Source organism: Streptomyces vastus (assembly GCF_039532825.1).
GTDB classification, from domain to species: domain Bacteria; phylum Actinomycetota; class Actinomycetes; order Streptomycetales; family Streptomycetaceae; genus Streptomyces; species Streptomyces vastus.
In genome coordinates this window covers 371699-387481 of sequence record NZ_BAAASJ010000125.1, presented here as the reverse complement: position 1 = coordinate 387481, position 15783 = coordinate 371699, and the positions used below count along the sequence as shown (strand labels likewise).

At 69.1% G+C, this 15783-nt stretch carries 14 protein-coding genes; 9 read left to right on the top strand and 5 right to left on the bottom strand.

Features of this window, described 5'->3' with window-relative positions:
- Position 1: 1 nt before the first annotated feature.
- Positions 2–1456, bottom strand: a complete 1455-nt coding sequence (locus ABD357_RS44100; RefSeq protein WP_344397483.1) for an amino acid permease — start codon at positions 1454–1456, stop codon at positions 2–4.
- An 88-nt stretch (positions 1457–1544) separates the two neighbouring features.
- Positions 1545–2018 (bottom strand): universal stress protein, encoded by a 474-nt coding sequence (locus ABD357_RS44095; RefSeq protein WP_344397481.1) that lies wholly within the window; start codon positions 2016–2018, stop codon positions 1545–1547.
- 194 nt (positions 2019–2212) lie between these two features.
- On the opposite strand from ABD357_RS44095, the gene ABD357_RS44090 reads away from it, so the two are divergent.
- Complete coding sequence (locus ABD357_RS44090; protein ID WP_344397479.1) at positions 2213–3076, top strand: polysaccharide deacetylase family protein; 864 nt, start codon at positions 2213–2215, stop codon at positions 3074–3076.
- A 138-nt stretch (positions 3077–3214) separates the two neighbouring features.
- Here the strand turns inward: ABD357_RS44090 and ABD357_RS44085 are convergent, their stop codons facing one another.
- On the bottom strand, positions 3215–3877 hold the full coding sequence (locus ABD357_RS44085) for a class F sortase (RefSeq protein WP_344397477.1): 663 nt from the start codon (positions 3875–3877) through the stop codon (positions 3215–3217).
- A 332-nt stretch (positions 3878–4209) separates the two neighbouring features.
- Between ABD357_RS44085 and ABD357_RS44080 the strand changes: the two genes are divergently transcribed.
- Entirely contained in the window at positions 4210–4737 is a 528-nt protein-coding gene (locus ABD357_RS44080) for a hypothetical protein (RefSeq protein ID WP_344397475.1), read from the top strand.
- 99 nt (positions 4738–4836) lie between these two features.
- Here ABD357_RS44080 and ABD357_RS44075 read toward each other — a convergent pair whose 3' ends face one another.
- Positions 4837–5361: a hypothetical protein gene (locus tag ABD357_RS44075; protein WP_344397473.1), complete on the bottom strand. Its 525-nt coding sequence runs from the start codon at positions 5359–5361 to the stop codon at positions 4837–4839.
- A 340-nt stretch (positions 5362–5701) separates the two neighbouring features.
- Here ABD357_RS44075 and ABD357_RS44070 point away from each other — a divergent pair, with 340 nt between their 5' ends.
- The 3 genes from ABD357_RS44070 to ABD357_RS44060 all read left to right on the top strand — a co-directional run bounded on the left by ABD357_RS44070 (position 5702) and on the right by ABD357_RS44060 (position 9959).
- Positions 5702–6697, top strand: coding sequence for an SCO0930 family lipoprotein (locus tag ABD357_RS44070; protein ID WP_344397471.1), 996 nt, complete (start codon positions 5702–5704; stop codon positions 6695–6697).
- Positions 6698–7011: 314 nt separating this feature from the next.
- Positions 7012–7824, top strand: a complete 813-nt coding sequence (locus ABD357_RS44065) for an SAM-dependent methyltransferase (protein ID WP_344397470.1) — start codon at positions 7012–7014, stop codon at positions 7822–7824.
- The gene (locus ABD357_RS44060; RefSeq protein ID WP_344397468.1) at positions 7821–9959 is read left to right on the top strand and encodes a putative bifunctional diguanylate cyclase/phosphodiesterase; all 2139 of its coding nucleotides are present in this window, start codon (positions 7821–7823) and stop codon (positions 9957–9959) included. The genes ABD357_RS44065 and ABD357_RS44060 overlap by 4 nt, the downstream gene beginning before the upstream one ends.
- Positions 9960–10170: 211 nt before the next feature.
- Here the strand turns inward: ABD357_RS44060 and ABD357_RS44055 are convergent, their stop codons facing one another.
- Complete coding sequence (locus ABD357_RS44055) at positions 10171–11052, bottom strand: LysR family transcriptional regulator (protein WP_344397466.1); 882 nt, start codon at positions 11050–11052, stop codon at positions 10171–10173.
- Between the two features lie 83 nt (positions 11053–11135).
- Between ABD357_RS44055 and ABD357_RS44050 the strand changes: the two genes are divergently transcribed.
- The 4 genes from ABD357_RS44050 to ABD357_RS44035 all read left to right on the top strand — a co-directional run bounded on the left by ABD357_RS44050 (position 11136) and on the right by ABD357_RS44035 (position 15569).
- Positions 11136–11843, top strand: coding sequence for a succinate dehydrogenase (locus tag ABD357_RS44050; RefSeq protein WP_344397464.1), 708 nt, complete (start codon positions 11136–11138; stop codon positions 11841–11843).
- Position 11844: 1 nt separating this feature from the next.
- Positions 11845–13797, top strand: coding sequence for a fumarate reductase/succinate dehydrogenase flavoprotein subunit (locus ABD357_RS44045; RefSeq protein WP_344397462.1), 1953 nt, complete (start codon positions 11845–11847; stop codon positions 13795–13797).
- Entirely contained in the window at positions 13794–14543 is a 750-nt protein-coding gene (locus ABD357_RS44040; RefSeq protein WP_344397460.1) for a succinate dehydrogenase/fumarate reductase iron-sulfur subunit, read from the top strand. The genes ABD357_RS44045 and ABD357_RS44040 overlap by 4 nt, the downstream gene beginning before the upstream one ends.
- Before the next feature lie 255 nt (positions 14544–14798).
- Positions 14799–15569 (top strand): GNAT family N-acetyltransferase, encoded by a 771-nt coding sequence (locus ABD357_RS44035; protein ID WP_344397458.1) that lies wholly within the window; start codon positions 14799–14801, stop codon positions 15567–15569.
- Positions 15570–15783 lie beyond the last annotated feature (214 nt).

The window sequence follows — 15783 nt, the reverse complement described above, 5'->3', positions numbered from 1 at the left end:
GTCATGGGGAGGTGGGTCCAGTCGTCTCCGATTTCGCCGCCGCTTCCGCCTTGGCCAGCTCCGAGCGCCGGTAGGAGTACGCGAAGTAGAAGACGAGGCCGAGCAGGAACCACACGGCGAACCGCACCCACGTCTGCCACTGCAGGAACGTGATCAGCCAGATCGAGAAGACGACGCCGACCGCGGGCACGAACGGCATCCACGGCGTACGGAAGGTGCGCGGCAGGTCCGGCCGCCTGTAGCGCAGCACGATCACCGCGACGCACACGACCACGAACGCCAGCAGGATCCCGATGTTGGTCAGTTCGGCCGCCTCGCCGATCGGCAGGAACCCGGCGATGACCGCTGAGGCGACGCCCGCGATCCAGGTCACCCGCGTCGGCACATGCCGCGTCGGATGCGTCTTCGCGAACCACTTCGGCAGCAGCCCGTCGCGGGACATCGAGAACCAGACACGGGTGACACCCAGCATGAACGTGAACATCACGGTGAGAATGCCGATGATCGCGCCGACCGCGATGACGTTCGCGAGCCCGCCCAGGCCCACCGACTGGAACGCCGTCGAGAAGCCGCTCTCCTTGTCGATGTCCGGGTAGTCCTGCATACCTGTCAGGACAAGACAGGCGAGCACGTACAGCACCATCGAGATGGCGAGTGAGTAGATGATCGCCTTCGGCATATGACGCTGGGCGTCCTTCGACTCCTCGGCGGCCGTCGACATGGCGTCGTACCCGAAGACCGCGAAGAAGACGGTCGCCGCGCCCGTGAACGCCCCGCCGACCCCGTACGGGAAGAACGGGTTGTAGTTCGCCGTGTCGATGTGGAAGACGCCGACGCCGATCACCAGGAGCACCACCGCGACCTTCAGGATGACGACGACCATCTCGAAGCGGGCCGCGTTCTTGATGCCCAGGTTCAGCAGGTACGCGATGAGCAGGCACAGCACCGCCGCAAACAGGTCGACCCTGTGCCCGTCGCCGGTGCTCGGCGCGCCCAGCATCCAGTTGGGCAGATCGGCACCCATCTCACCCACCAGGAAGCTGAAGTACCCGAAGATTCCGATCGCGACCACCGCGACGATCGCCGTGTACTCGAGGAGCAGGTCCCAGCCGATGAACCAGCCCGCGAACTCGCCGAGCACCGCATAGCCGTACGTGTAGGCCGAGCCCGCCCTCGGGATGAGGCCCGCGAACTCGGCGTACGACAGCGCCGCCGCGGCACTCGCGACGCCCGCGATGAGGAACGACACGAGGACCGCGGGCCCCGCCGTCCCGTTCGCCACCGTGCCGGCGAGCGTGAAGATGCCCGCGCCGATGATGCCGCCGACACCGATCGCGGTCAGCTGCCACAGGCCGAGCGAGCGATCGAGACGTGCGCCCTCGCCGGCTTCCGTCTCCTCGATACGTTCGATGGGTTTGCGACGGAGAATTCCTTCGCCCATTATGAGCCTGGCCATGTGCCTCACCTCTTCGCAGGCGGTAATCGGCTTTTGGCAGGATCATGATGACCTCAGTGGCAGCTGTGGCGAAAGAGCTACCCGCGGGTTACGGCACAACCGTCACAGGCCATCGCCCGGCCTTCACGAGGCGGACGGCCACCGAGCCGATGAAGCGATGCCCCGACTGCTCGGACGCTCCCACCACGACGGCGTCCGCCTTGAGTTGGTCCGCCGCGGCCACAAGACCGCTGTACGCGTCGCCGCGAAAGGTGTGGAACTCCCAGCGGACCTCGAAGATGTCCTTGACCTGCTCGGTCGCCTCGTGCATGTCCCGGACGAGTCCCCGGGCGATCTCGTCGGTCGTATCGACGACCGGAGCCCCGGCTGCGATGCCCGCCGCCAGCACCGGCTGGACATACACGACGGCGAGCAGCGCCCGCTGCCGCCGGGCCAGGCCGGCGGCGTAGGCCACGGCGCGCAATGAGGAGTCGGAGCCGTCCACGCCGGCCACGATGACCTTCGGCCCGTCCGTGCCGCGCTCGAACTCCTGTGAGTGCCCTGGTGAGTGCTGTTCCGTCACGGCGCCGAGGTTATCGGAGTACCCGGGTCCGGCCGCGCTCGGGGAGCAGGCCGGGTGCACGCGCTGACTGTGCGTGAGAGACGCTAACGTTTGCGCTCGTGTGCCGTTGCCGAGGTGGTTCCAACGGGTGTTTTCGTGCGGCCGAACAGGTGTCGGTGTGCGGTTCGGAGCGCCGGCCGGGCGACTGATTAATCATGAATAAGGATCAAATGCTCTCGCGGCGCAAGGCGTTGCTCGTCGGCAGCGCCGCCGTCCTGGGGGCTGCGGGAGCGGCCGGTACGGCACGCCTTCTCGGCGCCGGTCCGACCCCGCCGCCGGGCGGGCCCTCCGCGAGCCCCTCCGCGAGCCCCGCTGCGGGCTCCCCGCAGGCCGGCGCCCTGCGTCGCTCCGCATACCGGCTCCAGCCCATCGCCGGATACGGCCCCCTGCGCAGCGCACCGGGGCGCACCCTCGTACGGCATGAACCCTTCCTGCGTGTCGCCGGGCGCGGCCCCACCATGGTGCTGACCTTCGACGACGGCCCCGACCCCCGCTACACCCCCCATGTCCTGCGCACCCTCAAGGCCCACGACGTCCGCGCGATGTTCTTCGTGTGCGGCTCGATGGTCGTCGAGCACAAGGACATGCTCCGGAAGATGGCAGACGAGGGACACATCGTTGGCAATCACACCTGGTCCCACCCGCTGCTGACCCGGCTGCGCCGGTCCGCGATCCGCTCCGAGATGGAACGCACCAGCGAGATCATCGAGAAGACGTACGGGGAACGGCCCGGCTGGTTCCGCGCACCGTACGGGGCCTGGAACCGGGCCGTTTTCGAGTTCGGCGCCGAACTCGGCATGGAGCCGCTCGGCTGGACCGTCGACACCCTCGACTGGCAGGAACCCGGTGCCCGCACCATCGAGCGCCGGGTCATGAAGGGCGCGGCCCCGGGTGTCGTGGTCCTCGCGCACGACGCGGGCGGCGACCGTTCGCAGAGCATCCGGGCGCTGCGCGACTATCTGCCGCGGCTGCTGGACTCGGGCTATCACCTCACCGTGCCCCGGCGGCAGTTCACGTAGACCGGGCTCGCGTAGACCCGCTCACGTAGGCCGGCTCACGTAGACCGATGGGAATCCGCGGATTCGGACGAGAATCCGCGGATTCCACGGGAGGGCCGCCGGAATTCCGCGAGCTTTCGCCCGCCCGTCGGGGAGCGCTCAGCGAACCTCGACCAGGCGGGCGAACACGACGACGTTCCCGTCGTAGCCGTTCTGCTGGGAGAAACCGCCTCCGCAGGTGATGACGCGCAATTCGGGAGTTCCGGTGTCTCCGTATACACGGTCGCCGGGGAAGTTGTTCTTGTCGAACACCTCGACGCCGTAGACCTCGAACACGGCGAGTTTCCCGTCCTTGCGCGTGACCTCCATGCGATGTCCCTGTTTCAGGGCCCCGAGACCGTAGAAGACGGCGGGGCCCTGCTTGTTGTCCACATGACCGACCATGACGGCCGTGCCCTTTTCGCCGGGCGAGACCGCGCCGGTGAACCAGCCCGCGAGATTCGGGTCCTCGGGCGGGGGCGCGTCCACCCACCCGTCCACGTCGAGCCCTACCGGCATGACCGGGGCGTCGACCTGGATGGCAGGGATACTGATGCGGTCGACCACGGAGAACGGCAGGGGGGCCGGCCCGTTCGAGCGGGTGATTCCAGGGGGACGGCTCTTTGCGGCCGCCGCCGTCACGGGCTGCGGAGGACCCACGTCGAATTCTCCCGAGCCATTTCGAATGAGCGCGAGACCGGTCAGCAGAACAAGTGCCAGCACGCCCCAGGGAGCGCGCTTCCTCTGCCGCTCCTCCTCTTCGGCCAGCTCGGACACAGACATTCGCAAACCCCTCTCGACGCGGCCGTCGCCGCGTCACTCGCGCATACGAGAACGCTAAGTCCAAGGGTCCCGGCAGGCGACGGGAGACGCGCGAACGGGTGGCCGCTGCGAAGCCGGTGCGCCATCCGAGTCTGAGCGGTCCGGAAATTTCTGACGGTCCGTGACCTGCGGCAATATCCGATTGGGTTCCTTTTCCGCGGCGTTCCTCTCACCAGGACGGACCATTCTCGAAATGCGGCCCCATGCAAGCCATCTGAGGGTTCGTCTGGGAGGCGTTTTCTCGCCGATCCGACCCGGGGACGGTTCCCGGGGCGCCTTCCGCGGAGGATCACATGCGTACCATTCGTGCCCTGGCGGTCTCTGCTACAGCCCTCGCCACCTTCGGGCTCGCCGCCCCCACGGCCGCGGCCTCGGAGAGCTCCGGCCCCAGCAACATCGTCGCCACGCCCAGCGTCATCGCCCGGGGCGGGCAGCTGACGGTCACCGTCGACGGCTGCCCTCACGGCGGCCACATGACGTCGGGGGCGTTCCCGCAGACGCGTCTCGAGCCGATCGATCGCCACCACGACAGGGGGCACGACGGGATGTCCAGGGGGAGCGAGACGGCCAGGGGAGTCGCGACCATCAACCAGACGGCCGCCCCCGGCACCTACGACATCACCGTCAACTGCGTTGGCACGGGCACCCTCACCAAGCCCCAGGCCTTCACTGTCATCGGCGGCGTCCGCGGTGGTCTCGGCGGCAGCAGCTCCAGTGGTGCCACGCCGACCGACATGGCGATCGGCGGCGGCCTGCTGGGACTCGCGCTCGTCGGCGGCGCGGTGTTCTGGATGCGCCGCCGTTCCGAGAACAAGGCCTGAGCGAACAAGGCCTGACGCAGTACACACCTTCCAGCCCTTCGCCCCGGACCGCGCGGTCCGGGGCGAAGGGCTGGAAGGTGAGCGGCGGTTGTGCTCGGGTCAGTTGTCCTCTTCGGCGGTGCGGCGGTGTGACCAGTGGTACGCCGCGCCGACCGAGCCCATGACGAGTGCGAGGCCCAGGCCGATGTCGCCCGGGTCGAAACCGGCGATGGTGCCGCCGGCACCGGCCTTGACGCCCTTCTGGGCGTGCATGTGCGACTGACCCCGGCCCGACTGCTGTCCGGCCTCGATGGTCAGGTCCTTGTTGCCGTACTCCCCCTCGCACTGGAAGGTCACCTTCACGGTGCCGGGCTCGGCTTGCCAGCCGACGGTGGCCGTGGCCGAGTGCTGCCCCTTGGGGATCACCACAGGATCGAAGGCACTCGAGAACACCTTGGCCTCGGTCGCGCAGCCCCAGACGTTCAGTGTGACCTCGCCGCCCGCGGCGACGGTCGTGGGTGACACATCGAAACCGAACGAGGCGGTCCCGCGTTCGCCGCCCGTCGCGGCGACGGCCGCCGGTGCGGCCAGGGCCAGGGCGCCGGCGCCCAGCAGTGCGGCCGAAGCGACGCATATCGCGCGCATGGTGAATCCTCCGGGTCCCGAGGAGCAGCCGCGGACCTTTTCCGCTTGCGCCGTACATGCACCTCGATGGTCGAAACGCTAAAAAGGTCCGCCCGCGGGCGCGATCGCAGTGGACCGAATGGGGCACCGGCCGCCGTCGCGACAGTGCGAGAACGGCGAGAACAAGCCATTCCGGCGATGGCGAGCTACGCGCGAGTCACATACGGCGACGGTGCACGGGCGTCACTCAAAGAATCTTGCGATCCGGTTGAACGCTCGCGGCGTTCTCACCCGTACCTAGGGCCATACGCGGCGCAGTGGTGCGCCGCAACATCTGAGTGATTAGCGGGGAGTTACCCAAATGAAGACCTCCTGGCGGAGCGCCTCCCTCGTAGCGGCCGCTGCGGCCCTGGCGCTGACGACTGCGTGCGGCTCGGACACCCCTCAGACGGGAAGTCAGAGCGTGGGGGCGGCGCCCGCCGCCAATGGGGTTGGCAATGACTACGGGGCCGGTACGAGCACGCCCACTCCCGGTGCGGGGCAGGCCGGCGCCGGTGCGCAGGCCCAGACCGCCGGCCAGCTTGCGGTGAAGAAGAACAAGGCCCTCGGCGAAGTGGTCACGGACAGCGCCGGTATGACGCTCTACCGCTTCGACAAGGACACCGCCTCACCGCCGAAGACGAACTGTGAAGGCGACTGCGCCACGGCCTGGCCCCCGGTCCCGGCCTCGGACGCCACCGCTCCGGCGGGCATGGACAAGACGCTGCTCGGTGAGGTCACCCGTGCCGACGGCACGAAGCAGCTGACGCTCGACGGCTGGCCGCTGTACCGGTACGCGAAGGACACCAAGGCCGGTGACACCAAGGGCCAGGGTGTGCAAGGGACTTGGTACGCGTCGGCCCCCGACGGCAAGAAGGCGGCAGCGGACGGCTCAGAGGCCGGAGCCGGTGACGAAGCCGGGGCGGGGGCGGAGGCCGGCGGCGACCTGCCCGGTCTTTCGACCCGTCAGGACCCCGAGCTGGGCGAGGTCGTCGTCGACAAGAACGGCATGACGGTCTACCGCTTCGAGAAGGACGTCCAGTGGCCGATGAAGTCGAACTGTGTCGGTGAGTGCCTGGAGAAGTGGCCGGTCGTCGAGCCGGTCGACGCCGCCGACACCAAGGGCATCGACACCGAGGTGGACGGCCGACGGGGCTACGTCATCAACAAGCGTGAAGACGGACTCAAGCAGCAGAGCATCGACTGCTGGCCGATGTACACCTTCGCGGGCGACAAGAAGCCCGGCGACACCAACGGCCAGGGCGTGGGCGGCACTTGGTACGCCATGGCCCCCGACGGCAGCGCGATCAAGAAGTAGACAGCAACCGAGCACGACAGACCACGCAGCACGCAACCCACGGAAGGGAGTGATCGCCAGGAAGCAGACAACTGACACGCCGCGAGGAACCGAGTAACCGCTCAACCCCCGGTCCACCCCCTCCGCACCGCACGGAGGGGGTTGGCCGTTTTTCACCGCTCTCAGGGCTTCGGAGCGATTTCGTACGAGTCATTGCGCATGTGCCCCGGGCAGTGACCGGGAACGGATGGTCAATTTCCGTTTCTGCTCGCCCCGTTGGCGGGCGATCAGTAGCCTCAGCTCGAACACCGGATCGCCTACGGTTGGAGAGACAGATGGAGCGTCCCGCCTGGGCCCCACGTGGCATCGACATCTCGGTGCCGAGCGTGAGCCGTATCTACGACTACTACCTGGGCGGATCGCACAACTTCGACGTCGACCGGGAGGCAGCCCGCAAGGCGATGGAGTTCATGCCGGGCCTTCCGAAGATCATGCAGGCGAACCGCGCTTTCCTGCGCCGGGCCGTCCGTTTCGCGGCGGACGAGGGCATCACCCAGTTTCTGGACATCGGCTCCGGCATCCCCACCTTCGGCAACGTCCACGAGGTCGCCCAGAGCGCCAGTCCCGGAGCGCGCGTTCTGTACGTCGACAACGACCCGGTCGCCGTCGCCCACAGCGAGGCCGTCCTGGAGGGCAAGGAGGACGCGGACGTCGTCGCCGCCGATCTGCGCAACCCCCGGGAGATCCTGGCGAGTTCTCAGTTTCAGCGCCTGATCGACCAGAATCGGCCAGTAGCACTCCTCCTCGTTGCCATACTTCACTTCGTGGAGGACGAGGACGACCCGTACGAGGCGGTGGCACAGCTGCGCGACGCGCTCGCGCCGGGCAGCCTGCTCATCGTCACGCACGCCTCCTACGAGGGCATCCCGCTTCCCCCAGAGCGGGCCGAAGGTGCGGTCGACGTCTACAAGGACATTCGCAATCCGCTGATCATGCGCTCGCGCGACGAGATCGCGCGGTTCTTCGAGGGGTACGACATGGTGGAACCCGGACTGGTGCCGATGCCGGAATGGCGGCCCGACACGGCACTCGAGGACGAGGATCCGTATGCCTATGCCGGGTTCGCCGGCGTGGGGCGCACGGCGTGACCGCGGAGCCGGACGGGCCGGAGGACAGACTCCGCAGATTCGCGACGATCTGGAGCCGGGCGGTCTTCCCGCACACGGCGACATCGCTGACCCGCCCCGAGCTCGAGCGGGAACTGCTGCCGCTCGCCCGGCGGTTGAGTGAGGCGTTGCGGGCCAGGACGTTCGACGCGGCCGAGGGCCGGGCGGTCGGCGCCGCGCTGATCGACGCCCACTGCACCGAGCCGGAGACGCTCAGCCGCGCACTCGACTGCGTGGACGCCTATCTGGTGCTCTACTGCGGCGGGGACGGACCCCAGGAGGACCTGCGCAGCCGTTCGGCGCGGTTGCAGCACGCCATGGCCGCCGGGTTCGCCGAGGCGCTGCGGGAGCGGACGCTGGCCGAACAGGAAGCCATCGCGCGAGCGGCCCTCCAGGCCCAGGGGGTGGTCGCTCAGGCGCTGCACGCGACCGAGGCGCGGCTGCGCGCCGTGTTCGAGGGCGCGGCCATCGGAATCGGCATCGCGGACCTCGACGGCAACATCCTGCAGGTGAACAAGGCCCTGCTGCGGATGTTCGGCGGCACCGAGGAATCGGTGCGCGGCCGTAACGTGGTCGACTGGACACACCCCGACGACGCTCCTCAAGTCTGGCATCTGTACGAGGAGTTGGTGCGCGGCGAGCGTGAGCACTACCACGTGGAGAAGGCCTTCTACCGACCTGACGGAACGGTTCTGTGGACCAATCTGACGGTCTCCCTGCTGCGTGACGCCGACGGCTGTCCCCAGTACCAGCTCGCCCTCATGGAGGACACCACCGAACGCCGACTGCTCAATCTGCGGCTGCGGTACGAGGCGACCCATGACGCCCTCACCGGACTGCCCAACCGCACCCTGTTCTTCGAGCGGCTCGAAAAGGCGCTCTCCGCGGGTGAAGGCATGCGCTTCGGGCTCTGCTATCTCGACATCGACGGCTTCAAGACCATCAACGACAGCCTCGGGCACGCCGCCGGTGACCGGCTGCTCGTCGAGGTCGCCGACCGGCTGCAGTCCTGCGCGACCGCGCCCGGCGAGATGGTCGCCCGGCTCGGCGGCGACGAGTTCGTGGCGCTGACCACCGGGCCCGACACCGAGACAGAGGTCGACGCGCTCGCCGACCGCATCATGAACGCCCTCGTCACCCCGATCCGTATCGACGGCCGGGAACTGACCGTCCGCGGCAGTATCGGCATCGTCGAGGGCCCGGCCGGAGAACGCGGCCCTGCGGAGGTGCTGCGCAGCGCCGACATCACGATGTACCGCGCCAAGTCGGCGGGCGGCAACCGCTACGAGCTCGCGGACCCAGAGGCCGACGCCCGGGCCATCACCCGCCACGGACTGACCACGGCGCTGCCCGCGGCCCTGGACCGCGGCGAGTTCTTCATCGAGTACCAGCCGCTCGTGCACCTCGGCGACGACAGCGTACGAGGCGCCGAGGCCCTCGTCCGCTGGCTGCACCCCCAGCACGGCGTGCTCGGCCCCGACCGGTTCATCCCGCTCGCCGAGCACACCGGCCTCATCGTCCCGCTCGGCCGCTGGGTGCTGGAGCAGTCGGTCCGCCAGGCCCGCGACTGGCAGGAACGTCACGGCGACCAGGCGGGCCCGTTCCGTATCAACGTGAACCTCTCGCCCTGCCAGCTGACCCACCCCGGCCTGGTCGCGGACACGGTCGACATCCTGGAGCGGGCCGGCCTCGAACCGGCCTCCCTCTGCCTGGAAGTCACCGAATCCGCCCTGATCGGCGCCGACGACGACCTCCTCAAGCCACTGCGCCGCCTGGCCGAGATGGGCGTCGACATCGCCCTCGACGACTTCGGCACCGGCTACTCCAACCTCGCCAACCTCCGCCGCCTCCCGGTCAGCATCCTCAAGCTGGACCGCTCCTTCACCCAGAGCATGCAGCAGTTCCCGGCGGACCCGGTCGACCTGAAGATCGTCGAGGGCATCGTCTCCCTGGCCCACAGCCTCGACCTCAAGGTCACGGTAGAGGGCGTGGAAACAGGCGCCCAGGCAGAACAACTGAAGCTCCTGGGCTGCGACACGGCCCAGGGCTGGTACTACGCCCGCCCGGGTCCGCCGGACCGCCTGCACGAGTTGGCGCTGGTGGACGCGACGGGCTGACAAGAGACGCGACCTCGTAGGGCCGCGGGGCCGTGTCGATTTGCGGCTCCGCCGCGTGGGCGCGACGGACTGACGGTTCCGTGAAACCGCGCGGCTCCCGGTGCCCCTTTAGGGGCGCGGGGAACTGCGCGACCAGCCACGACGGACCCGCAGCCCCCAACGGCGCGTTCCGTGCCACGGCGCCCCCGGAGGCGGCACGACCAGCGAAGGATCACCGTTCGAGCAGCATCCGCTGCAACTCCCGAGCCGCCCGAGGCGGAGCCACGTCGCTCCGGTGCGCCAGCGCGATCGTCCGATGCAACCCCGGCCGCGCCAACGGAGTCACCCGCAGCCCACGCCCCGCCCGAGTAGCCACCATCCGCGGCACCACAGCCACCCCGAGCCCCGCCCGCACAAACCCCAGCACCGCGTCCATCTCCCCACCCTCCACCGCGAAGTCCGGCTCGAACCCAGCGGAGCGACACGCGGCGACGGTCAGTTCCCGCAGGTCGTACCCGTGCCGGAACATGACCAGCCGCTCACCCTCCAGGTCGGGAATCCGCACCGTACGACCCCGCCCCGGCGAGGGTGCGTCCGGGGACGACACCACCACCAGGTCCTCCCGCAGCACCTCGACCGTGGTCAGCGCGGGCGACGGCGAAGGCAGAGGCAGCACCACGAGGGCGAGATCGAGCGCACCGCGAGCGAGCTCCCGTACGAGATCATGCGAGCCTCCCTCCTCGATCAGCAGCCGGATGCCCGGATACCGGTCGTGGAAGGCACGCAGCACATCGGGCAGCAGCCCCGTGCACACGCTCGGAGTGGCACCGAGACGAATCCGCCCGCTGCGCAGCTGCACGAGTTCCCCCACCTCGTGCCTAGCCGTCTCCGCGTCGGCCAGGATGCGGCGGGCCAGCGGCAGCAGTGCCTCGCCCGCGTCCGTGAGTGTGATGTTGCCGCGTGCGCGCAGGAACAGATCCGCCCCCAACTCCCGTTCCAGCGCCTTGATCTGCTGGGAGAGGGACGGCTGCGCGACATGGACGAGATCCGCGGCCCGGGTGAAGTGCCGGGTCTCGGCGACCGCCACGAAGTACTGGAGCTGCTGGAACTGCATCCCGCAATCATAGGTAGTGTCTATTGAAACCAGCCATTCCATGTCTTGGACCGATCGGGACCTCTGGCCCTAGCGTGCGTCCCATGGCGCTGCTAACGCGGACGGACCGAAAACCGTCCATGACCCGCACGATGTGGGACTCCTCCGTCGGCAAGAAGACGGTCATGGCCGTGAGCGGTCTGATCATGCTGGCGTACCTGGTCGTCCATATGCTGGGCAACCTGAAGATCTTCTTCGGATCCGACGAGTTCAACGAGTACGCGCACGCCCTGCGCACCCTCGGCGAGCCCTTCCTGCACTACGAATGGGCGCTGTGGATCATCCGCGTCGTCCTGGTCGCCGCCGTCGTCGGGCACGCCGTCTCCGCGTACCAGCTGAGCCGCCGCGACATCAAGGCGCGGCCCACCAAGTACGTGCACAAGAAACCGCGGGCCAGTTACGCGACACGGACGATGCGCTGGGGCGGGATCATCCTCGGACTGTTCATCGTCTGGCACATCCTCGACCTGACGACCGGCACCGTGCACTCTGGCGGCTTCGAGGCCGGACACCCGTGCCAGAACGTGATCGACACCTTCTCCACCTGGTACGGCAACGTCGTCTACATCGTCGCGGTGCTCGCGCTCGGCCTGCACATCCGGCACGGCTTCTGGAGCGCGGCGCAGACCCTCGGGGTCGGCAGCCGCACCCGCGACCGTGCCTTCAAGACCATCGCCAACGTGCTCGCGCTGGTGCTGACGGTGGGCTTCGTCTCCGTACCCGTGGGCGTGATGACCGGAGTGGTGAGCTGACATGACCGCTGAGTACGCCGACTACACGACCGGGGAGCCGGTCGTCGACGCCAAGGCCCCCGAAGGGCCGGTGAACGAGCGTTGGGACACCCGCCGCTTCGAGGCCAAGCTGGTCAACCCCGCCAACCGCCGCAAGCACACGGTGATCGTCGTCGGCACCGGCCTCGCGGGCGGTTCGGCGGGTGCCACGCTCGCCGAACAGGGCTACCACGTCGTGCAGTTCTGCTACCAGGACTCACCGCGCCGCGCCCACTCGATCGCCGCGCAGGGCGGCATCAACGCCGCGAAGAACTACCGCAACGACGGCGACTCCATCCACCGGCTGTTCTACGACACCGTCAAGGGCGGCGACTTCAGGGCCCGCGAGTCCAACGTCCACCGCCTGGCGCAGATCTCGGTGGAGATCATCGACCAGTGCGTGGCCCAGGGCGTGCCCTTCGCCCGCGAGTACGGCGGCCTCCTCGACACCCGGTCCTTCGGCGGCGTACAGGTCTCCCGGACCTTCTACGCCCGCGGGCAGACGGGCCAGCAGCTGCTGCTCGGCGCGTACCAGGCGCTGTCCCGGCAGATCGCCGCCGGCAACATCGAGATGCATCCGCGCACCGAGATGCTTGACCTGATCGTGGTCGACGGACGGGCGCGCGGGATCGTGGCCCGCGATCTGATCACGGGCCGTATCGACACGTATTTCGCGGACGCCGTCGTCCTGGCGAGCGGCGGCTACGGCAACGTCTTCTACCTGTCGACGAACGCCATGAACTCCAACGCCACCGCGATCTGGCGGGCGCACCGGCGCGGCGCGTACTTCGCGAACCCCTGCTTCACGCAGATCCACCCCACGTGCATTCCGCGCACCGGCGAGCATCAGTCGAAGCTCACGCTGATGAGCGAGTCGCTGCGCAACGACGGCCGGATCTGGGTGCCGAAGGCGAAGGGCGACCAGCGCCCCGCGAACGAGATCCCCGAGGACGAGCGCGACTACTACCTGGAGCGCATCTACCCGTCCTTCGGCAACCTCGTGCCCCGTGACATCGCCTCCCGGGCCGCCAAGAACGTCTGCGACGAGGGCAGGGGAGTGGGCCCAGGCGGCCAGGGCGTTTACCTGGACTTCGCGGACGCCATCAGGCGCATGGGCCGCAAGGCGGTCGAGGCCAAGTACGGCAACCTCTTCGACATGTACCAGCGGATCACCGACGAGGATCCGTACGAGGTGCCGATGCGGATCTATCCCGCCGTCCACTACACGATGGGCGGGCTGTGGGTCGACTACGACCTCCAGACCACCATCCCCGGCCTGTTCGCGATCGGCGAGGCCAACTTCTCGGACCACGGGGCGAACCGGCTCGGCGCCTCGGCGCTGATGCAGGGGCTCGCCGACGGCTATTTCGTACTGCCGTCGACGATCAACGACTACCTCGCCCGCAATCCGCACCACGAGAAGGTCACGGCCGAACACCCCGTCGTCCAGGAGGTGCTGGCCGAGACCGAGGACCGGCTGAGCCTGCTCCTCGCCGTCGACGGAGACCGCACCCCCGACTCCTTCCACCGTGAACTCGGCGAACTGATGTGGGAGTTCTGCGGAATGGCGCGTACGGAGACGGGGCTGCGCAAGGCCCTGGAGCGTATCCCGCAGATCCGCGAGGAGTTCTGGCGGCGCATCAAGGTCCCCGGCACCGGCGAGGAGTTCAACCAGTCGCTGGAGAAGGCGAACCGCGTCGTCGACTACCTGGAACTCGCCGAGCTGATGTGCCTCGACGCACTGCACCGCGAAGAGTCCTGCGGCGGCCACTTCCGGGAGGAGTCCCAGACCCCGGACGGTGAGGCGGAGCGCAAGGACGAGGAGTTCTCGTACGCGGCGGCCTGGGAGTTCACCGAGACCGGCCAAGCGCCCGTCCTGCACAAGGAAGACCTCGTCTTCGAGTACGTCCACCCCACTCAGCGGAGCTACGCATGAAGCTCACCCTGCGCGTCTGGCGGCAGCGGAACGCCGACGCCGACGGAGCGATGTCCACGTACGAAGTGGACGGCATCTCGCCCGACATGTCCTTCCTGGAGATGCTCGACACCCTCAACGAGGAGCTCATCCTCAAGGGCGAGGACCCCGTCGCCTTCGACCACGACTGCCGCGAGGGCATCTGCGGCGCCTGCTCGCTCGTCATCAACGGTGACGCGCACGGCCCGGAGCGCACGACCACCTGCCAGCTGCACATGCGGTCCTTCAGGGACGGCGACACGATCGACATCGAGCCGTGGCGGGCCTCGGCGTTCCCGGTGGTCAAGGACCTCGTCGTCGACCGGAGCGCCTTCGACCGGATCATCCAGGCCGGCGGCTACATCACCGCGCCGACCGGCGCCGCGCCCGAGGCCCACGCCACGCCCGTACCGAAGCCGGACGCGGACTTCGCGTTCGAGCACGCCGAGTGCATCGGCTGCGGGGCCTGCGTGGCGGCCTGCCCGAACGGGGCCGCGATGCTGTTCACCTCGGCGAAGATCAACCACCTGAACGTCCTGCCGCAGGGCGCCCCCGAGCGCGAGACCCGCGTGCTCGACATGGTGGCGCAGATGGACGAGGAGGGCTTCGGCGGCTGCACGCTCACCGGCGAATGCGCCACCGCCTGCCCCAAGGGCATCCCGCTGGTCTCCATCACCGGCATGAACAAGGAGTGGCTGCGCGCGACCCGCAAGTCGGGAAGGCGTTAGCCGTACGTCGTTCGCCGTCAAGGTGCGGACGGGCGGGGCCGGGAGTGGTGCTCTCCGGCCCCGCCAAGCTTTGTTCGGGCCGCCGCACCCGGGCATTCAACAAGCCCACATCCCACCTCTCTGCGTAGGTTACGCGCCGGTCAGCCGGCGTCGGGAGAACAGGAGCGAGCACGCCGTACCCAACCGGCCTGCTCACCTTCCGCTCCGCTCACCTCCCGCCGCACACCGGCCAACGTCCCCAGGAGAGAGCCAGCCATGACCGGCGTAACCACGCTCGACAGCCCGCCGCAGGCGACCGCACCCACCCGCTACACCGTCACCCTGGCCCGCGACGAGGCGGATGTGCGGGCCGCGCAGCGGCTGCGCCACGACGTCTTCGCGGGAGAGATGGGAGCCCTGCTGACCACCCCGCAGCCGGGCCTCGACATCGACGCCTTCGACGCCTACTGCGACCACCTGCTCGTCCGCGACACGGTGAGCGGGCAGGTCGTCGGCACCTACCGGCTGCTGCCGCCGGAGCGCGCCGCGGTCGCCGGACGGCTGTACTCGGAGAGCGAGTTCGGCCTCGGGCCGCTCGCCGGTATCCGCTCCGGGCTCGTCGAGGTCGGCCGCTCCTGCGTCCACCCCGACCACCGGGACGGCGCCGTCATCGGTCTCATCTGGGCCGGTATCGCGCGCTACATGGTCGAGGGCGGCCACGAGTGGCTCGCGGGCTGCTGCTCGATCCCGCTGGCCGACGGCGGCACGCTCGCCGCGGGCACCTGGGACCGCGTACAGGAGAAGTACCTGGCGCCCGAGGAGTACCGCGTACGCCCGCTGCTGCCCTGGAACCCTGAGGGCATCCAGCGCCCGGCCCGCACCGAACTCCCCGCGCTCCTGCGCGGCTACCTCCGCCTCGGCGCCTGGGTCTGCGCGGAACCCGCCCACGACCCCGACTTCGGCGTGGCCGACCTGTACGTGCTGCTGCCGATGCACCGCGTCAACTCCCGCTACCTGCGGCACTTCCTGTCGCTCGTCCCCGCCTGATGAACGCCTCCCGGGTGAATGTGACGAGTGCGCTGCGCCTCGCGGTGCTGGTCCGCCCGCGGCGCGGCGCGGCGGCGCTCGCGAGCCCCGGCGCGGGCACGGCCGCATTCCCGGGCCGTCGGCCGGCGCCCCGCGCAGTCCGTACGCGGACGCAGGTCGCGGACCGCCCCGGTGCCACGCCCTCCGGCGCCGCCCCGGCCAGTGCCTGGCTGCC